The 17,488-nt window shown below is 72.0% G+C and carries 18 protein-coding genes; 8 read left to right on the top strand and 10 right to left on the bottom strand.

Going from position 1 to position 17,488, the window contains the following annotated elements; translation table 11 throughout:
* Positions 1-11: 11 nt before the first annotated feature.
* The 4 genes from C8N24_RS12760 to C8N24_RS12745 all read right to left on the bottom strand — a co-directional run bounded on the left by C8N24_RS12760 (position 12) and on the right by C8N24_RS12745 (position 3,176).
* On the bottom strand, positions 12-521 hold the full coding sequence (locus tag C8N24_RS12760; RefSeq protein WP_121250447.1) for a DUF3455 domain-containing protein: 510 nt from the start codon (positions 519-521) through the stop codon (positions 12-14).
* A gap of 66 nt (positions 522-587) precedes the next feature.
* Entirely contained in the window at positions 588-959 is a 372-nt protein-coding gene (locus C8N24_RS12755; RefSeq protein ID WP_121250445.1) for a VOC family protein, read from the bottom strand.
* A gap of 5 nt (positions 960-964) precedes the next feature.
* Entirely contained in the window at positions 965-1,903 is a 939-nt protein-coding gene (locus C8N24_RS12750) for an RNA polymerase subunit sigma-70 (protein ID WP_121250443.1), read from the bottom strand.
* Positions 1,904-1,931: 28 nt separating this feature from the next.
* Positions 1,932-3,176, bottom strand: a complete 1,245-nt coding sequence (locus C8N24_RS12745) for an RNA polymerase sigma factor (RefSeq protein WP_170179051.1) — start codon at positions 3,174-3,176, stop codon at positions 1,932-1,934.
* Between the two features lie 96 nt (positions 3,177-3,272).
* On the opposite strand from C8N24_RS12745, the gene C8N24_RS12740 reads away from it, so the two are divergent.
* Positions 3,273-3,791, top strand: coding sequence for a hypothetical protein (locus tag C8N24_RS12740; protein ID WP_147447765.1), 519 nt, complete (start codon positions 3,273-3,275; stop codon positions 3,789-3,791).
* A gap of 3 nt (positions 3,792-3,794) precedes the next feature.
* Here the strand turns inward: C8N24_RS12740 and C8N24_RS12735 are convergent, their stop codons facing one another.
* Positions 3,795-4,643 carry an SGNH/GDSL hydrolase family protein gene (locus C8N24_RS12735; RefSeq protein ID WP_211339942.1) on the bottom strand — a complete coding sequence of 283 codons (849 nt, stop codon included), beginning with the start codon at positions 4,641-4,643 and terminating at the stop codon, positions 3,795-3,797.
* A gap of 80 nt (positions 4,644-4,723) precedes the next feature.
* On the opposite strand from C8N24_RS12735, the gene C8N24_RS12730 reads away from it, so the two are divergent.
* The 4 genes from C8N24_RS12730 (at position 4,724) to C8N24_RS12715 (ending at position 9,588) form a co-directional block, all read left to right on the top strand.
* The gene (locus tag C8N24_RS12730) at positions 4,724-5,332 is read left to right on the top strand and encodes an N-acetylmuramoyl-L-alanine amidase (protein ID WP_170179050.1); all 609 of its coding nucleotides are present in this window, start codon (positions 4,724-4,726) and stop codon (positions 5,330-5,332) included.
* A 13-nt stretch (positions 5,333-5,345) separates the two neighbouring features.
* Positions 5,346-7,175, top strand: coding sequence for a beta-propeller domain-containing protein (locus C8N24_RS12725; protein WP_121250435.1), 1,830 nt, complete (start codon positions 5,346-5,348; stop codon positions 7,173-7,175).
* Positions 7,176-7,480: 305 nt separating this feature from the next.
* Positions 7,481-8,992, top strand: coding sequence for an MFS transporter (locus C8N24_RS12720; protein ID WP_121250433.1), 1,512 nt, complete (start codon positions 7,481-7,483; stop codon positions 8,990-8,992).
* The gene (locus C8N24_RS12715; RefSeq protein WP_121250431.1) at positions 8,989-9,588 is read left to right on the top strand and encodes a TetR/AcrR family transcriptional regulator; all 600 of its coding nucleotides are present in this window, start codon (positions 8,989-8,991) and stop codon (positions 9,586-9,588) included. The genes C8N24_RS12720 and C8N24_RS12715 overlap by 4 nt, the downstream gene beginning before the upstream one ends.
* Here the strand turns inward: C8N24_RS12715 and C8N24_RS12710 are convergent.
* The 3 genes from C8N24_RS12710 to C8N24_RS12700 are packed head-to-tail and all read right to left on the bottom strand — an operon-like array spanning position 9,572 to position 12,623.
* A complete protein-coding gene (locus tag C8N24_RS12710; RefSeq protein ID WP_121250429.1) occupies positions 9,572-10,729 on the bottom strand; it encodes a ribonuclease D in 1,158 nt (385 codons plus the stop codon). The two genes, C8N24_RS12715 and C8N24_RS12710, sit on opposite strands and share 17 nt — an antisense overlap.
* Positions 10,730-10,767: 38 nt before the next feature.
* On the bottom strand, positions 10,768-11,754 hold the full coding sequence (locus tag C8N24_RS12705) for a L,D-transpeptidase family protein (protein ID WP_121250427.1): 987 nt from the start codon (positions 11,752-11,754) through the stop codon (positions 10,768-10,770).
* 35 nt (positions 11,755-11,789) lie between these two features.
* A complete protein-coding gene (locus C8N24_RS12700; RefSeq protein ID WP_170179049.1) occupies positions 11,790-12,623 on the bottom strand; it encodes an alpha/beta fold hydrolase in 834 nt (277 codons plus the stop codon).
* Positions 12,624-12,693: 70 nt separating this feature from the next.
* Here C8N24_RS12700 and C8N24_RS12695 point away from each other — a divergent pair, with 70 nt between their 5' ends.
* Entirely contained in the window at positions 12,694-13,377 is a 684-nt protein-coding gene (locus C8N24_RS12695) for an EcsC family protein (protein ID WP_170179048.1), read from the top strand.
* A 223-nt stretch (positions 13,378-13,600) separates the two neighbouring features.
* Positions 13,601-14,491, top strand: a complete 891-nt coding sequence (locus C8N24_RS12690) for a 3'-5' exoribonuclease YhaM family protein (protein WP_121250421.1) — start codon at positions 13,601-13,603, stop codon at positions 14,489-14,491.
* Between the two features lie 14 nt (positions 14,492-14,505).
* Here C8N24_RS12690 and C8N24_RS12685 read toward each other — a convergent pair whose 3' ends face one another.
* Together C8N24_RS12685 and C8N24_RS12680 are read right to left on the bottom strand one after the other, a co-directional pair.
* Entirely contained in the window at positions 14,506-15,582 is a 1,077-nt protein-coding gene (locus C8N24_RS12685; RefSeq protein ID WP_121250419.1) for a glucose-1-phosphate thymidylyltransferase, read from the bottom strand.
* Entirely contained in the window at positions 15,561-16,757 is a 1,197-nt protein-coding gene (locus C8N24_RS12680) for an MFS transporter (RefSeq protein WP_170179047.1), read from the bottom strand. Before C8N24_RS12680 ends, C8N24_RS12685 begins: the two co-directional genes overlap by 22 nt.
* A gap of 63 nt (positions 16,758-16,820) precedes the next feature.
* Between C8N24_RS12680 and C8N24_RS12675 the strand changes: the two genes are divergently transcribed.
* Positions 16,821-17,429 carry a GntR family transcriptional regulator gene (locus C8N24_RS12675; RefSeq protein ID WP_121250416.1) on the top strand — a complete coding sequence of 203 codons (609 nt, stop codon included), beginning with the start codon at positions 16,821-16,823 and terminating at the stop codon, positions 17,427-17,429.
* Positions 17,430-17,488 lie beyond the last annotated feature (59 nt).

Raw genomic sequence — 17,488 nt, 5'->3', positions numbered from 1 at the left:
GACGCTACCGATTACTTGCGACCGCGGTGGCGCCAGAACACGTAGGCCGCCGTGTAGCGGACCTCCGTGACCTCGCCCGCCCGCTCCGGCGTGCACGTGCCGGCCGCCGCGGCGGTGCCGCCGGTGGTCGCGAGCCGCTGGATGTAGGTCGTCTTGAAGAGGTGCCCGGGCGCCGTGGGCGTGGCGCGCAGGAGCAGGTGCGGGATCGCGCCGGTCGGGCTCGGCGCCTCGCCGGCCTTCGTCCCGACGACCGAGCTGCCGTCCCGCCACCGCCACGTGGGCCCCGCGAAGTGCTCGCCCACCTGCTTGCCGACGAGGTTGTGGAGCGTCGCACGCGGGGCGACGAACGTCCACGCGTTCCCGTCGCACCGGTAGATCTGCACGCCGACGGCGAAGGTCGCGTCGTACGGCACGTTGCCCGCGGGCGGCTGGATCGTGGGCGGCGAGGTCTGGGCCTGAGCGGCGCCGGCCAGGGCGAGGCAGGCGGCGCCGGCGATGACCGAGGTGGGGAGGATTCGCATAGGCGAGGCAGCTTGCTGGCTGCACCCGCCCTTGTCAGTCGGGCGCGCGCCCTGAACTTTCGGGCCTCACCCCTGAAGGACCGAGAGGATGTTGCCGGCCGGGTCGCGGAACCACGCGATCGGCGGTCCCTGGTCGCGGACGATCCCGCGCTCGTCCTGCTCGAACCCCTCGTAGATCTCGAAGTCGACGCCGCGCTCGAGCAGCTCGTCGACCGTCGCGTCGATGTCGTCGACCTCGAAGTTGAGGATCGTGAACGTGGCGGGCTCGTGGTCGGGCTTCGGGTAGACGAGCGTGTCGCGCGTGCCGCCCGCGAGGTGCAGCGTCAGCATCCCGTGCTCCTCGGAGACGTCGATCCCGAGGGTGTCGGCGTAGAACGCGCGTGCCTGCGCGACGTCGGGCACCGCGAAGCCGCTGAAGGCTTTCGTGTCCTTGAACATGACGGTTAAGACTGCCGCACCTCGGCCAACTCATCGGGGAGGCCGAACTGCGGGAAGAGCGCCGAGCCGAACGTCGTGATCTCGGCGATGCCGCCCGCGCCCGCCCGGATCACGTCGAGCTTGAAGGCGCGGAAGACGGTGTCGCCCGGCCGGCGCAGGTAGGACGCGGCGCACGGCATGCGGTTCGCGGTCGTCGGCACCAGCCGCCACTCGCCCATCGCGAGCGCGGTGGCGATCAGCGGACGCAGGCTCTCGCGGCCCTCGTACACGCCCGGGTTGGGCGGCATCGAGACGCGGATGTCCTCGCGCATCAGCTCGGCGGCGGCCGACCAGTCGCCGCTCTCGTGCGTGGCGATGAAGCCCTGCAGCAGGCGCTGCTCCTCGTCGGAGAGCGGCTCGCGCTCCGCGTCGTGCGCCGGCAGCCGGTCCTTGAGGGTCGCCCGGGCTCGTTGCAGCGCGCTGTTGGCCGAGGGGACGCTCATGTCGAGGATCTCCGCCGTCTCGATCGCCGACCACTCGAGCACGTCGCGCAGGACGAGCACCGCGCGCTGACGCGCCGGCAGCAGCTGGATGACGGCCATGTAGGTGAGCTCGATCGTCTCGCGGGCGACCACGACGGCGTCCGGCTGCTCGTCGGTCGGCGCGACCTCGTCGAGCAGCCGGTCCGGGTACGGCTGCAGCCACGGGACCTCGCCCTCCGCGGGTGGGCGCCGCTTCTTCGCCCGCAGAGCATCCAGGCACGTGTTCGTGGCGATCTTGTAGAGCCAGGCCCGTAGGCCTTCACCGCCCGCGAAGGTCTCGCGGGCCTTCCACGCGCGCAGGAACGCGTCTTGCAGCGCGTCCTCGGCCTCGTCGAACGAGCCCAGCATCCGGTAGCAGTGGACGTGCAGCTCGCGCCGGTGGCGGTCCAGCGCGTGGTTGAAGGCGGTCTCGTCGAGGCTCATGCCGGTGAGACGTCGTGACCGCCGGAAACTAACCGGTCGGCGGCGGGGTCTCTGCCGGAGGCGGCGCGGGGGTCTCCGTCGGGGCGACCGTCGGCGCCGCCGTGGGCTCGACCGTCGGCGCGACCGTGGGCGTCGGCGTCGGCGTCGGCTTGACCTTCCCGCGTGGCGCCTCGACCGACTCGCCGCTGCCCGCGCTGACGCCGACCAGCGGCTTGGGCGTGTAGCCGGTCGGCTTGCGCTTCTTGACCGGGGCCTTCGGCGTGACCGTCGGCGTCCAGGTCGCGGTCGGCGTCGCGCGCGCCAGCGTCACCGTCGGCGTCGCGGTCGGCGTGGCCTTCGGCTTCTTGTGCTTCTTCTTGGGCACGAGTTTGGCCTTCTTCGGCGTCGGCGTCGCGGTCTTGACGACGAGCGGGGCCACGACGCTGACCGTCGGCGCGGCCGCCGCGCCCGTCCCGACGGCCGTCAGGCACGCGGCGGTGCAGAGCTTGGCCGCGCCGATCTGCGCCTCCCACGCGGGGTTGAACGCGATCAGATCACGCAGGCGGTCACGCACGCCCGCGGTCTTGACGATCAGGCCGAACGGCACCAGCAGCGCCACGCGCCGGCGCCGCCGGATCGAGCGGTGCGCCCGCGCGCACGCGCGGCAGGACTCCAGGTGGAGCGTCACCGTGCCCGAGAGCCGCACGCCGCGCGCCGCCGCCGACTCCATCTCCACGCGCGCGTCGCCGCAGTCCAGCTCGGCGGCCTCGAGCCGGTGGTGCAGCGTCCTCCGCGAGCGCGCCACGAGCGACTTCGCGGCGTCCGCCGGCACGTCCAGCACCGAGCCGATCTCCTCGAGCGAGCGGCCCTCCAGGGCGCTCAGCTTCAGCGCCGTGCGCTGGCGCTCCGGCAGGCCGCTGATGGCGGCGACGACGCGTCCGAGCTCGTGCGCCTGGAGCGCTCGCGCTTCCGGGTCGTCGGCCACCTTGGCCGCCACGCCCGCGTCCAGCGGCAGCGCCTCGCGCTCGCGCCGCGCGAGGTCCAGCGCGCGCCGCCAGGCGATCGTCGACAGCCACGCGCGCACGTCCGTCGGGCGCGTCCCGGAGATCAGCGCGCGGTGCGCCGAGAGCAGCGCCTCCTGGACGGCGTCCTCGGCGAGGTCGGGCCGGAAGCGCCGCGCGACGTAGCGCAGCAGCTGGTCCTGATGGCGCTCCACGAGCTCGGCGAACGCGCGCTCGTCGCCGCCTGAGGCCCGCGCGACGAGCCTGCGGTCGTGCTCATGGTCGTCTGACATCCACACGGCAGACGCACGATTCGGGGGAAGGTGTCGCAGCTTCTCGAACATTTCGAAGGGGCGACACCACGCGGCGGTGCGACCGACGTGGAAGGTATGCGAACCACCCTCCTCTCCACCATCGCGCTAGCCACACTTGCCATCACGGGGACGGCCGGCGCCAAGCCCAAGCCCGTCCCGTCCGGTGGCTCTGCGCCGGTGGCGGTCTCACCCGCCGACATGCAGCCCGTGGCCGTCGAGATCACGATCTCCGACGCGGCGGGCACGGCGGTCAAGACGCTCTCCTGCGAGTGGACGGAGCCGCAGGACGACGACATGCAGTGCATCCGCTTCTCGAGCGACCCGCAGGTGGCGTTCGCGGCGATCGAGGAGGCCGGCGGCGTCCGCGCCGACAAGACCCTCACCACCCGCGGCGAGACGACCACGACGGCGTTCACCAAGCGCTACGACGGCACCTGGCTGATCCGCTCCCGCGGCACGATCAACGGCGCGCCCGGCCACTGGGGCATGGTCTGCACCGCCGATGGCCAGGACTGCCAGGACTGGGACGCGAACGGCGCCAAGCTCGCGCAGAAGAAGGTCCGCGCCGCCGCGTCCAAGCTCCGCAAGAAGTAGGGGTCAGGCGCCCGCCGCCGCCGCGGCGACCGGACCGGCCACGCCCTGCATGCCGCGGGCGTTGGGATGGAACGGCGCCGCGGCGTTGCCCGGCACCAGCGGCTCCACCCAGCGCGTGCCGGAGGACTTGCACGCGTCCTTGCCCAGGCTGGCGGTGTAGGCGTCCACGAGCCGCGCGCCCGCCTTGCTCGCCTCACGCGCGATCATCGCGTTGAGCTCGAGCTGGATCCCGCGCACGTACGGCACGTCCGCCCACGCCATCGGCACCTGCGGCCAACAGCCCGAGCCGCTCGACGGCAGGATCGCCTCGTAGTTGAGGATCAGGATCCGCGCGGTGGCGTTGCGCGCCTTGATGCCGCTGAGCACCGCGGCGACCTTCGGCGCCGTCGCCGTGATCCGGGCCCGCAGCTCGTCGACCCCGTTGCGGACGTACTTGTCCTGGCACGGCCGGCCGAACGGGTTCGCCGTCTGGCAGTTGGTGAGGATCTCGGTGAAGCCGATGTCGTTGCCGCCGATCTGCAGCGAGACGACGCGCGTGTCGCTCGAGATCGCGTCCAGCTGGGGCGGGTTCGTGCCGGCGCTGGTCGCCTGCGGCGTGGTCATCTCCGCCGTCTCCGCGCCGCTGCACGAGGCGTCCTTGAGCGAGACGCCGAGCTGGGTGGACGCGAGCCGCGCGTAGTTGCGCGTGGAGCGCAGGCAGCCGAGCGGGTTCAGGGTCTGGCTCGGGATCAGCGGGCCCGCGGCGAACGAGTCGCCGAGCCCCACCCAGTAGGCCGCGTGGGCGGACGCCGGGGCGACCGCGAGGGCTCCGATCGTCGCGACCGCAGCCGCGAGCGCGCGCAACTTGGGCACGTGCACTTCTCCTCCCGCCGAGAATGCTGGACGGCTTTCGAGCTTCCTCCGCTGGTGACGACCTGTCAAATTGGAACCGGATGCTGGGTCTGATCACCGCTCTCGCACTGGCGACGGCCGCGCCGCAGCCGACGATCGTGCAGAAGCCGATCCCGTTCCCGAAGGCGCGCAAGGAGCAGATGGCCGCGTACGCGCAGCGCCACTACGGGATCGACTCCTACCGGTTGCGGGACCCGAAGGTGATCGTCGAGCACTACACGGTGACGTCGACGTTCCAGCAGACGTTCAACACGTTCGCGCCGAACAACCCGGACCCCGAGCTCAAGGAGCTCCCCGGGACCTGCGCTCACTACGTGATCGACCGTGACGGGACGATCTACCAGCTCGTCCCGCGCTCGATCATGTGCCGGCACACGGTCGGCCTGAACTACACGGCGTTCGGGATCGAGCACGTCGGGATGAGCGACGGCGACGTGATGGGGAACAAGCGCCAGCTCGCCGCCTCGCTGCGACTCACGCGCTGGCTGCAGTGCCGCTACGGCATCCAGACCAAGAACGTGATCGGGCACAGCGAGTCGCTGTCCTCGCCGTTCCACACGGAGCGGGTCGAGCGGCTCAAGCAGCAGACGCACGGCGACATGACGCGCGCGACCATGCGCACGTACCGGTCGCGCCTGCGCCCCTGCTAGTTACATTCACCACATGAGAATCGTCGCGGCGGGCACGCTCGTCCTGGCACTCGTGTGCACCGACGCCGCGAGCGCCGCCACCAAGAAGCGACCGCGGCTGAAGGCCTTCGCCTCCTGCACGCAGCTCGTGGACTACGCGCGGGCCGGCGCGAAACGCACCGACGGGGGCATCGGCGTGACGCCCCGCGCGGTGCCGCAGCCGATCGACGCCGTGACGACGCCGCCGCTGATGCCGCCGCCCTCGCCGACGATGACCGAGGACACGGCCGCCAAGGCGCCGAGCGTGGCGATCGGCGGCAGCGTCCCGGACTTCTCGGGCACGAACGTGCAGGAAGCCGGCGTCGACGAGCCGGACATCCTCAAGACCGACGGCCGCCGGATCTTCGCGGTCACCGACCGCACGCTGCGCGTGATCGACGTCGCCAGCTCGACCGTGACCGGGACGCTGGCGCTGGACGGCACCGGCCACACGCTGATGCTGCGTGGCGACCGCGTGCTGGCGATCGCCGCCAAGGGCGAGGGCTTCGTCCGGCAGCCGCGGCCCGTCGCGCCCGAGCCCGGCTTCGCGCCGGCGCCGGCCGCGACGATCGTCACCGAGATCGACGTCTCGGGTGCCCCGAAGGTCATGCGCACGATGGAGGTGCCGGGCCGGTTCGTCGACGCGCGCCAGAACGGTGCCGTCGCCCGGCTCGTGATCGACTCCGTCCCGCAGCCGATCGCGGACCCCGGCAGCGCGGGCGTGCGCGACTTCCTCGGGCGGACCGTGCTCAAGAGCAACCTCTCGGGGAAGACGTTCCGGCGCAACCTCGCGCCGTGCGACGCCGTCACGCGGCCCGCGCAGTTCTCCGGCCTCGACGTGCTCGCGATCCTCACCGTCGACCTCGATCGCGGCATGTACTCGCTCGACCGGGACGGTGTGATGGCGGGCGCGCAGGTCGTCTACGGCTCCGAGAGCTCGCTCTACGTCGCCTCGCACCGCTACGTGCGCGCGCTCGAGACCCAGGGCCAGGCGCCGGCGAACATGACCACGGAGATCCACCGCTTCGACGTGTCCGACCCGACGAAGACCGTCTACCGCGCGTCGGGCGCCGTGCCGGGCTTCATCTTGAACAACTACGCGCTCTCCGAGCACGACGGCAAGCTGCGGGTGGCGAGCACCGAGGAGCCCAGCTGGGCTCCCAGGACCGAGAGTCAGAGCACGGTGACCGTGCTCGACCAGCAGGGCAACCGGCTCGTGCGCGTCGGCTCGGTGAGCGGGCTCGGCAAGGGCGAGCGGATCTACGCCGTGCGGTTCATGGGTGACCAGGGCTACGTCGTCACGTTCCGCCAGATCGACCCGCTGTACACGCTCGACCTGAAGGACCCGACGGCACCGAAGGTCGTCGGCGAGCTGAAGATCCCCGGCTACTCCGCCTACCTGCATCCGGTCGGCGAGGGCCGGCTGCTCGGCATCGGCCGTGAGGGCGCGGGCGTGCAGGCGTCGCTGTTCGACGTCTCGAACCCGGCGGCGCCCCAGCGGCTCGCGGTGCACCCGTTCGGCACCGGCAGCACGCCGGTCGAGAGCGAGTCGCACGCGTTCCTGTACTGGCCGAAGTCCAACCTCGCCGTGATCCCGCTGCAGACCTACGGCGACGCGCCGTTCCAGGGCGCCGCCGGCATCACGATCGGCGCGAACACGCTGGGCGAGGTCGGCCGGGTCGTCCACCAGACCGCCGAGCGCGGCCAGGTCCCGATCGAGCGCTCGTTCGTGATCGGCGACCGGCTGTACACGCTGTCGTACCTCGGCGTGCAGTCGAGCTCGCTCGCCAACTTCGGCGCGCTGAGCTACACGGCCTTTAACTGAAACAGCCGCGGCGCTTGGAGGAGAGGGGTTCCAAGCGCCGCGGCGTTCAGGGGTTGCACACGCCCTGGAGAGGGGTTAGGGCGTGCACGCTGTCGTGGCCAGGAGGGTCGGGAGGGTGTCGGCCACGACGTTGATCACGAAACCCATGGTGCACCCCTTCCTCAAGGGAGCGGTAAGTCGACCCTCAAATCTCCCTAAGGGCTTCGCCAAGACCTCATCAAGGCGTTTGTCTATGGGGTGTGGCTACCACGAGTATCGAGACGAGACCGTTGCGTTTCGTATCGGGTCGGAGTACCGTCGCGGATATGAAACGGAACAGTCTCGTATCGAGCGATGCGCTCGACCCACGCCGCTGGTGGACGCTGGCCGTCCTCTGCCTGTCGTTGCTCGTGATCGGGCTCGACAACACGATCCTCAACGTGGCGCTGCCCACGCTGCAGCGCGACCTCGACGCCACCAGCTCCCAGCTGCAGTGGATCGTCGACGTCTACATGCTCGTCTTCGCCGGCGTGCTGCTGACCGCCGGCTCGCTCGGCGACCGCTTCGGTCGAAAGCGCGCGCTGACGCTCGGGTTGCTGATCTTCGGCTTCGGGTCGCTCGGCTCGGCGTTGGCCGAGGATCCTGCGCAGCTGATCGTCATGCGCGCGGTGATGGGCGTCGGCGGCGCGTTCATCATGCCGTCGACGCTGTCGATCCTCACGGCCACGTTCCCCGCGCACGAGCGCGGCAAGGCGATCGGCATCTGGGCGGGGTTCTCGGGCGTCGGCATCGCGATCGGCCCGGTGGCGGGCGGCTGGCTGATCGAGCACGCCGACTGGAGCTGGATCTTCCTCGTGAACCTGCCGGTCGTGGTCGCCGCGCTGGTCGCGGGGCGCTGGCTCGTGCCCGAGAGTCGTGACGAGTCGGCCCCGCCGCTGGACCTGCGCGGCTTCACCCTCTCCTTCGCGTCGCTCACGACGCTGATCTGGGGCCTGATCGAGGCGCCCGGGCGAGGCTGGACCGACCCGCTGATCCTTGCGGCGTTCGCCGCCGCGCTGCTCATGTTGGCGCTGTTCGTCTGGTGGGAGCGCCGCGCGCCCGCGCCGATGCTCGACGTCGCGCTGTTCCGCAACCCCCGCTTCAGCGCCTCGAGCGCGGCGATCTCGCTCGCCTTCTTCGCGCTGTTCGGGATGATCTTCTTCCTCACGCAGTATCTGCAGATGGTCCGGGGCTACGACGCGCTGGAAGCCGGCCTGCGGACGCTGCCGGTCGCGGTCGGGCTGATCCTCGGCGGTCCGTCGAGCGCGAAGCTGGCCGAGCGCGTCGGCCTGCGCGTGGTCGTGCCGCTCGGGCTCGTGCTCGTCGCGGACGCCATGTTCCTGCTCACGCTGGCCGACGCCGACTCGGGCTACGGGCTGATCGCCGGCATGCTCGTCCTGCTCGGCTACGGGATCGGCACGGCGATGGCGCCGGCCACGGACGCGATCATGGGCTCGCTTCCGGACGCGAAGATGAGCGTCGGCTCGGCGATCAACGACACCACGCGCGTGGCGGGCGGCGCGCTCGGCGTCGCGGTGCTCGGGTCGCTCCTGGCCAGCGGGTACCGTGGAGACATGGACTCGCTCGGCGGTCTGCCCGACGTGGCGCGCGACTCGCTCGCGGGTGCGCTGGCGCTCGGCGACCCGCAGGTCGTCGCGGCCGCGCAGGACGCGTTCGTCTCCGGCATGCACGCCGCGGCGCTGGTGGCCGCCGGCGTGGCGCTGGCCGGCGCCCTCGTCGCGGCCGTCTTCCTGCCGAGCGAGCGCCGCGTGCATGCGCGCGAGGTCGTGCCGGCTTGAGCGGCGTCGAGACGCGTCCCCCGGGAAGGCCTCGCTCCGCCGAGGCGGACGAGGCCATCCTGCGGGCCGCGCTCGAGCTGATGGCCGCCGACGGGTACCGCGCGCTGACGATGGAGAAGGTCCGCGAGCGCTCCGGGGTCGGCAAGGCGACGATCTACCGCCGCTACGCCTCCAAGGAGGAGCTCGTGGCGGCGGCCATCGCCCACCTGAACTCGGACATCCCGCTGCCCGACGACACCGGCTCGATCGTCGGCGACTTCGCGGCCACCGCGCAGCAGGTGCTGGAAGGCGCGGCGAGGACCGGCGCGCTGACGCTGATGCCGCGGCTGCTGGCCGAGGTCGTCGGCGAGCCGGAGATGCACGCGCTGTTCTCCAAGCACCTCGTCGAGCCGCGCCGCCGCGTCGTGCGGGTGATCGTCGAACGCGCGAAGGCGCGCGGCGAGATCCGTGCGGACGTGGACACGGACGTCGCGATCGACCTGATGGTCGGCCCCTTCATCTACCGCCTGATCCTGGCGGGCGGCGACGAGTCCGCCGTCAGCAGCCCCGTCGACCTGCTCACCACGGTGCTGGCGGGGCTCAGTCCACGGGCGTGACGGTCACGCGGCCGCCCTGGCCGACGTGGATCGTCCGCTTGCCCGCGAGCAGCTCGAGCAGCTCCTCGCCGACGAGCTCCCGGCGCCAGCCGCGCAGCGTGCGCACGTCCGGCTCCGGCTGGTTGCGGCGCGCCGCGACGACGATCGGCGACAGGTCGGCGCGCGCGGCGATCAGCTCGTAGGCGAGCCCGGCCTCCTGGGCGCGCGAGCGCACGAGCGACTCGGCGAGCGCGATCACCGGGCCGTCGACGGCCTCCGTCGGCGAGCGGTCGCCCTCTTCGAGCTTGATCGGCTCGGCCTGCTTGCCCAGCTCGATCGCGGCCATCACGTCGTCGCCGCGGCGGCGCACGACGTCGGGCGTGATGCCACGGATCTGGGCCAGGTCACGCCGGCTTGACGGCGCGCGCTTGGCGAGCTCGACCACGGTCGGGTCGCGCAGGATCGCGCCGACCGGCCGGTCCTCCTTGGAGGCGGTCCGCTCGCGCCAGCCGGCGATGGCCTGGGCGACGGCGCGCTCCTTCGGGTCCAGCCCGCTCACCCGCGGCAGCCGGCGCCAGACCTCGTTCGGGTCGCGCTCGTCCGTCGCCTCGGCGATCACGACGCACTCCTCGCGCGCCCACTCGAGGCGGCCGCGCTCGCTCAGGCGGCGCTGGATGTCGTCGGCGAGCGGCATCAGGTGCTCGACGTCGCCGCGCGCGTACTTGATCTGCTCCTCGGTCAGCGGGCGCGCGTCCCAGCGCGTGAAGCTCGCCGTCTTGGGCAGGCGGATGCGCAGCACGTCGTGGAGCAGGCCGTTGTAGCCGGCCTGCGCGCTGAAGCCCGCGAAGCCCGCCGCGACCTGCGTGTCGAAGACGTTCGTGAACGTCGTCTTCCACTCGCGTCGCAGGATCGCCACGTCCTGGCGACCCGCGTGCAGCACGATCTCGATCGCCGGATCGGCGAGCACCTCCGCGAGGGGCGTCGGGTCGAACGTCGCCGTCAACGGGTCGAGCACCTCGACGTGCTCACCGACCACGATCTGCACAAGGCAGAGCAGCGGCCGGTACCGCCCCTCGGGCATGAACTCCGTGTCCAGCCCGAGCCGGCCCTCGGCCTTCGCCATGTCGGCGAGGCGATCAACCTCCGTCTGCAGTTCCTGCATGCTTGCGCGACCCTATCCGGCCGCAGGAGCCATGTGTGTCAGTTTCCGATCAGGACCGGCGTGCCGACGGGCACGCGCGGATACAGGTCGACGACGTCCGGGACCGTCATCCGGATGCAGCCGTGCGAGGCGCGCGACCCGATCGAGCCGGGGGCGCCCGTGCCGTGGATGCCCACGCCGTTGACGATGCCCATCCAGCGGGCCTTCAGCGGGTTCTCGGACGAGCCGCCGGGGACGACCTCGTTGCGGTACGCGCCGGCCCACGGGGAGTCGGGCGCCGTCCAGGCCGGGTTCACGGCCTTGTTCTGGATCGTGTAGCGGCCCGTCGGCGTGGCGTAACCTGGCGCGCCGACCGCCACGCCGTACGTCTTCGAGAGCTTGAGGTTCTTGAAGAGGCGGAGCTTGAAGTTGCCGCGGTCGATCGTGACGATCGTGTTGTAAGCCTTGCCCAGGCTGCCCGTCGTGATCTTCGGCTTGACGGCGACCGGCTCGATCTGCAGCTTGCGGACCGCGGCCGGGTCGCCCAGCGTGTTGGAGACGAGCTCGATCAGCGCGGCCTTGTCGATCGAGCGGCCGTCGCGGTGCGCGACCTTGGCGATCTTGGTCAGCTTGATGTCCACGCGCGCGTCACGCGGGGCGACGTAGACGCCCGAGGCGACCTTGTCGGCGTACGCCTCGACCTTGGCCTTCTTGAACGTGACGTAGAGCGGCACGTTGACCGGGCCGGTGTGCGGCGCCTTGCCCGCGTTGTAGGCGCGGCGAGCCGACTTGGAGGCGCTGAAGCTGAAGCCGAGCTCCTTCGTGCGCACGAGGAAGCGACGGCCGGCCACGCGCGTGGACAGCGGGCTGTTCATGCCCTGCTTGGCCAGGAAGGCGATCTTGTTCGTGGCGTCGGTCAGCGTGAGGCCGGAGACGTCGATGCCGCCGGCGGCGACGCCCGGCGCGATCACTGGATCGGCTGCGTGTGCCGACGGCGCAGCGAGCAGGAACGAGGCGGAAGTCAGCAGCAGCAAGGTCCGACGCATGGCGAAAAGCCTAGCCGGATGCTGAGTGTTGCAATCTATCTGCCAAACGGCAGGAGCAGCTCCACCAGCCGACCGGTGGCCTCCAGCTGCGGCTGATGCCCACAACCTTCGATCAGCTCCACCTGCGTGGTGGGCAGCGAGTCGAGCGCCATGCGCGCGTCCGTGTGCGGAAGCATGCGGTCGTAGGCGCCCCAGACCAGCATCACCGGACAGCGGATGCCGACGAGGTCGAACGGCGCGTGGGCCAGCTCCGGAGCCAGCTTGCGACCGGACTCCAGCAGCGCCGCGACGTCCGCGCGGGTGTCGCCGTCGACGCCGAACGCGTCGACCACGGCGCGCTGCGCGTCGCTGAACGCCAGTCGCCGGTGCGCGCCCTTCTTGCCGCGACGGATCAGCTCGCCGGGAACCGGGACCGGCATCGAGAGCAGCCGGCGGACGATCGGGTCCTCCTCGATCGGGTCGAACCACGACGGCATCTCGAGGCCGTCGGGTGCGACCGGGACGACGCCGGCCAGCTTGAGGTCGCCAGGGTTCTCGGCCAGGCGCAGGGCGAGGCAGCCGCCCAGCGAGGCGCCCGCGATCACGACCGGCTCGCCGCCCGCCCAGGCGTTCACGAGCTCCGCCGCGAACACGTCCAACTGGGGCAGGACGGCGCCGGGGCCCAGCGGTGGGGCCGCGCCGAAGCCGGGCAGGTCGACGGCGATCGCGCGCCGCTCGCGCGCGGCGAGCTCGACCAGGAGCGGGCGCCAGGTGTCCGCGGAGTGACTCCAGCCGTGCAGCAGGACGATGCCCGGGCCTTCACCGGCGACCTCGAGCGCGCGCGTGGCGTGACCGGCGAACTCGACGCGATGCTCGAAGACGGTGGGCATGTCCAGAGGCATACCCGCTCATCGGCAGTCAGTGACACGCTGTCAAGCCGAGCCCGCTACGTTGGACGAAATGAGCGCCGCGGACGAGCCGACCGCCCCGCCCGCCTCGCTCCTCGAGCGTCTGCGCTCGGACCCCGTGCGTGCGCCCGAGCACCTGGCCCTGGCCGCCGCCGACCAGTTCGGCCCGTCCGCCGCGGCGTGGGCGCAGCGCCAGCGCAACGTCCTCGGCAAGCACCCCGTGGAGCTGGGAGAGATGGCGCGCAAACGCCACGTCAACCTGGCCAGCGCGGAGGGCGCCGCGGCCGGCGTCGGCGGGATGATCACGCTCGTGCCGGACCTGGTCGCGCTCGCGTGGCTGCAGTCGCGGATGGTGTTCTACGTCGCGGCCGGCTACGGCTGGGACCCGCGTGACCCGATGCGGCCCGCCGAGCTGCTCGCGCTGACGGGGCTGTACACGGACCCCGCGGGCGCGCGGGCGGCGCTCGACGGCGTCGGCCGGACCGTCGCCGAGCACTACGTCGGCTCCAAGTTCCAGCGCGACGAGGCGCTCGCCGCCAAGCTCCTGAAGATGGTCGGCAAGAGCGGGGCGAAGAAGGTCGCCGGCAAGCTCATCCCGGGCTTCGCGATCGCGTTCAGCGCCGTCTCCAACCGGCGCGACATGAACGCGCTCGGCCGCAAGGCGACCGCGTTCTACGGCGGGACCGTCGCGCCGATGTACCGCGACGCGATCACACAGGGACAGCTGCTCCGTTGATCGCGGCGGAGGCGTCGTCGCACAACGAGGTCGACGACGGCCTTCAGCGGCTCGGGCGCGGCGCGCGGGGCACGGGCGACGTCGTCCGGGTCGGTGAGGTCGGCGACGAGCGCGGCGACCACCGACCGGCCGAGGCCGCCGGCCCCGCCGGCGACGAGCGCGGTGCGCGCGGGAATGGGCCGCAGATTATTCGTCCGACGCGAGGCCTAGGGTTCCGCTTCCAGTGCGCGTCCGCGACCTCACCCCCGGGCAGGAGATCGACCAGGTCCTGATGGTCCGGGCGAGCGATGCGCGACGCGTGATCTTGGGCGACCGCACCGGCACGCTGGAGTGCGCGCCGTGCGAGATCGCCGCGGGCACGTGCGTGCGCGTGTCCGGCACGGTCGAGCCCCGCGGTCGGCTGGCGGTGCGCGAAGTGCGTGACGCGGTCCCGGGCGAGTACGACCTGGACGACCTGCTGGACGGCCCGCGGATCCCCGTGGACCGGATGGAGGCCGACCTGCGCGCGCTGATCGAGACGATCCAGTGCCGGCACCTGCGCGGGCTGCTGGACCGGGTGTTCGGCGTCGGCACCGAGACGTGGGAGCAGTTCCGCGAGGCGCCCGCCGCCAAGCGCTTCCACCAGGCCTACCGGCACGGGCTGCTCGAGCACTCGCTGACGGTCGCGCAGGGCGTGAGCGCCATCTCCGCCACGTTCGGCGGCGTGGACCGCGACGTCGCGGTGACCGGCGCGCTGCTGCACGACATCGGCAAGCTGGACGCCTACACGTCGGACCCGCTCGCGATCGACATGACGGACCTCGGCAAGCTCCAGGGCGAGATCCCGCTCGGCTACTACCGCGTGCGCCGGCACATCGAGGACCTGCCCGAGTTCCCCTCGGAGCTCGCGGTCGCGGTGCTGCACATCATCCTCAGCCACCACGGCCAGCTCGAGCACGGCTCGCCGGTCGTGCCGTGCACGCGCGAGGCGACGCTCGTGCACATGATCGACAACCTCGGCGGGCGGCTCGGGTCGTTCGACCGGCTCGAGAAGGAACTGCCCGAGGGCTCGGCCTGGTCGGGATACGACCGAGCTCTCGGTGGCGGCGCGTGGTTCGCCTCCCGCGCGGCCTGAGGGTTCGGTGAGCCCTACAGGATGCCGATCTCGCTCGAGTCGCCGACCATGAAGCGGTAGGCGCGCGGCTGGCTCTGGCCGCGGACGATCTTGACGTCGCGGCCCAGCAGGCTGGACTCCATGCGGCCGTCGAGCCCGCGGACCTCGGAGTTCTCGAGCAGGATCGAGTGCTCGACCTCGGACGAGTCGATCGTGCAGTGGCGGCCGACCGCCGTGTACGGGCCGATGTACGCGTCGACGAGGTGCGCGCCCGCGCCGATGATCGCGGGGCCGCGGACGGTGCTGCGCTCGAGCACGGCGCCCGGCTCGACGATGACGCGGCCCTCGATCTGCGAGTCGAGCAGCTCGCCGTCGACCTTCTGCTCGACGGTCTCGAGGATCAGCCGGTTGGCCTCGAGCATGTCGGCGAGGCGGCCGGTGTCCTTCCACCAGCCGCGGACGACGTGCGACTCCACCGGCGCGCCCGCGTCGACGAGCCACTGGATGGCGTCGGTGATCTCGAGCTCGCCGCGGGCGGACGGCTGGATCGACTTCGCGGCCTCGTGGATGCGCGGCGTGAACATGTAGACGCCGACGAGCGCGAGGTCCGTGGCCGGCTCCTTCGGCTTCTCGACCAGGCGCGTGACGCTGCCGTCGGCCGCGAGCTCCGCGACGCCGAAGTTCTGCGGGTCCGGCACCTTCGTCAGCAGGATCAGCGCTTCCGGCTGGTTGGAGCGGAAGGCCTCGACCAGGTCCTCGATCCCGCCCTGCAGGAGGTTGTCGCCGAGGTACATGACGAACGGGTCGTTGCCCAGGAACGGCTCGGCGGTCAGCACCGCGTGCGCGAGCCCGAGCGGCTCGGACTGCGGGATGTAGGTGATCTCGACGCCGAACTGCGAGCCGTCGCCGGCCACCTCGCGGATCTCGTCACCCGTCTCCGGCGCGATGATGATGCCGACCTCGCGGATGCCCGCCTTGGCCATCGCCTCGATGCCGTAGAACAGCACCGGCTTGTTCGCGACCGGCACCAGCTGCTTCGCCGATGTGTAGGTGATCGGGCGCAGGCGCGTGCCTTTGCCGCCCGAGAGGATCAGGCCCTTGAGCTGCTCCATGGCGGCAGGAGGCTAGCGTGCCGGGCCGTTTGCACGGCTCCCCATGCGGCCAGGGCCAACAGCGGGGTGAGCGCGAGCCGGTAGTCCAGATGCACCGAGACGAGCAGCCCGATCGCCGCCTGGCCGACGATCGCGGCGCCGAATCCGCCGATGTTGACCATGCTCGAAGCGCTCCCGCCGCCCGCGCGCGCGAGGTCGAACGCGAGCATGCTGGACGCGCCCCCGAACGCCGCGACGCCGAGCACGCCGGCGATCAGCGCGAGCGGCGGATGCCCACCCGGCCAGCCGAGCAGCAGCGCCAACCCGGTGGCGGTGGTGAGCGCGATCCCGCTGGCGAGCGTGCCCCGCAGGTGCGGAAGGCGGCCGGCCACGTAGCCCATCACCGGCGCTGAGACGCCGAACACGATCACCGCGCCGGCGAGCAGCGTCGCCGCGGTCGCGGGCGTCAGGCCCTGCCCGTCGACGAGGTACGGGTACGCCCAGAGGCCGGTGAGCGTCACGAACGGCGCGTTGAGCGCGAAGTGCACCCACAGCCCGTGCCGCGTGCCGGGTGAGCGCCAGGCGCGCCGCAGCGCGGGCATGATCGGCGCGCTCGCGGCCCGGGCGCTCTGCGCGCCGTCCGGGCGATCCTGCACGCGGCGGACCGCGAGGATCGCCAGCACCGCCGTGAGGATGCCGCTCGCGGCGAAGGTCGGGGTCCAGCCGACGCCGGCCAGCGCCGCCGACAGCGGCGCGGTCGAGAGCAGCTGGCCGAACGCGCCGCACGCCGCGGTGAGGGCGGCCGCCAGCGCGTAGTGGCGCTCGGGCAACCAGTGCGCGGCGACCCGCAAGACGTTGAGGAACATGCAAGCGTCACCGATGCCGACGAGCGCGCGGCCGACGAGCGCCAGCTCGATCGACGGGCTCACCGCGAACAGCAGCTCGCCCGCGCCCATCGCCATCAGGCCGAGCGTCAGCGACCGCCGCGGGCCGATCCGGTCGGCCAGCAGGCCCGCCGGTATCTGCATCACGAGGTACATGCCGAGCTGGACCGTCGAGAGCACGGCGATCGTGCCGGTCGTGACGCCGAACCGTTCCGCCGCGTCGATCGACGCGACCCCGAGGCTCATCCGGTGGAAGATCGCGACGAGGTAGAACGCCGCCGCCAATCCCCACATACGCCATGCCGCGGTCATGTACACGCATAGTATCCAACATGTATGCATCACGTACACAACGCGTATGCGTAGAGTCCGCGCATGTCCGCTTCCGAGCGCGCCTACCGACACGTCAAGGACCGCATCCTCGACGGCTCGCTCCCGGGCGGTGAGCTGATCAGCGAGGGCGAGATCGCCGAGGCGCTCGAGATGAGCCGCACGCCCGTGCGCGCGGCCTTCGGCCAGCTCGAGGCCGAGGGACTGCTCCGCCTCTACCCCAAGCGCGGCGCGCTCGTCGTGCCCGTCTCCGCCTCCGAGACCGAGGCGGTGATGGAGACCCGCTGGGTGATCGAGCGCTACGCGATCGAACGCGTCATCGAGCGCCCGGGCGACGTCCCCGCCGCCCTCGCCGCCTCCGTCCAGCAGCAACCGGGCCTGGAGGGCAAGGCCTTCGTCGAGGCCGACCGCGAGTTCCATCGCGCGCTGGTCGCCGGCACCGGCAACGAGATCCTGCTCGCCCTCTACGACTCACTCCGGGACCGCCAGCGCCGCATGGCCCACGCGACCGCCCGCCGCGCCGAGATCCGCGACCGCTCGATCCGCGAGCACGGCGAGCTGGCCGACGCCCTCGCGGCGGGTGACCGCGAGCTCGCCGAGCGTGTGCTGCGTCAGCACCTCGACGGGGCGCTGGCGACGATCCGCGGCCGCTAGGGACAACGGCAACGGCAACGGCTGATCACACCGTCGGGCGTCGCGTCAAGCACCCCGGA

Source organism: Solirubrobacter pauli (genome assembly GCF_003633755.1).
GTDB classification, from domain to species: domain Bacteria; phylum Actinomycetota; class Thermoleophilia; order Solirubrobacterales; family Solirubrobacteraceae; genus Solirubrobacter; species Solirubrobacter pauli.
This window is presented reverse-complemented; position numbering and strand designations above follow the sequence as displayed.

Coding starts and splice junctions, on each gene's coding strand:
- C8N24_RS12705 (WP_121250427.1), bottom strand. CDS start 11,754: ATGCGTCGGACCTTGCTGCTGCTGACTTCCGCCTCGTTCCTGCTCGCT.
- C8N24_RS12710 (WP_121250429.1), bottom strand. CDS start 10,729: ATGCAGGAACTGCAGACGGAGGTTGATCGCCTCGCCGACATGGCGAAG.
- C8N24_RS12740 (WP_147447765.1), top strand. CDS start 3,273: ATGCGAACCACCCTCCTCTCCACCATCGCGCTAGCCACACTTGCCATC.
- C8N24_RS12725 (WP_121250435.1), top strand. CDS start 5,346: ATGAGAATCGTCGCGGCGGGCACGCTCGTCCTGGCACTCGTGTGCACC.
- C8N24_RS12700 (WP_170179049.1), bottom strand. CDS start 12,623: ATGCCCACCGTCTTCGAGCATCGCGTCGAGTTCGCCGGTCACGCCACG.
- C8N24_RS12730 (WP_170179050.1), top strand. CDS start 4,724: ATGCTGGGTCTGATCACCGCTCTCGCACTGGCGACGGCCGCGCCGCAG.
- C8N24_RS12685 (WP_121250419.1), bottom strand. CDS start 15,582: ATGGAGCAGCTCAAGGGCCTGATCCTCTCGGGCGGCAAAGGCACGCGC.
- C8N24_RS12745 (WP_170179051.1), bottom strand. CDS start 3,176: ATGTCAGACGACCATGAGCACGACCGCAGGCTCGTCGCGCGGGCCTCA.
- C8N24_RS12720 (WP_121250433.1), top strand. CDS start 7,481: ATGAAACGGAACAGTCTCGTATCGAGCGATGCGCTCGACCCACGCCGC.
- C8N24_RS12750 (WP_121250443.1), bottom strand. CDS start 1,903: ATGAGCCTCGACGAGACCGCCTTCAACCACGCGCTGGACCGCCACCGG.
- C8N24_RS12755 (WP_121250445.1), bottom strand. CDS start 959: ATGTTCAAGGACACGAAAGCCTTCAGCGGCTTCGCGGTGCCCGACGTC.
- C8N24_RS12695 (WP_170179048.1), top strand. CDS start 12,694: ATGAGCGCCGCGGACGAGCCGACCGCCCCGCCCGCCTCGCTCCTCGAG.
- C8N24_RS12760 (WP_121250447.1), bottom strand. CDS start 521: ATGCGAATCCTCCCCACCTCGGTCATCGCCGGCGCCGCCTGCCTCGCC.
- C8N24_RS12680 (WP_170179047.1), bottom strand. CDS start 16,757: ATGACCGCGGCATGGCGTATGTGGGGATTGGCGGCGGCGTTCTACCTC.
- C8N24_RS12675 (WP_121250416.1), top strand. CDS start 16,821: ATGTCCGCTTCCGAGCGCGCCTACCGACACGTCAAGGACCGCATCCTC.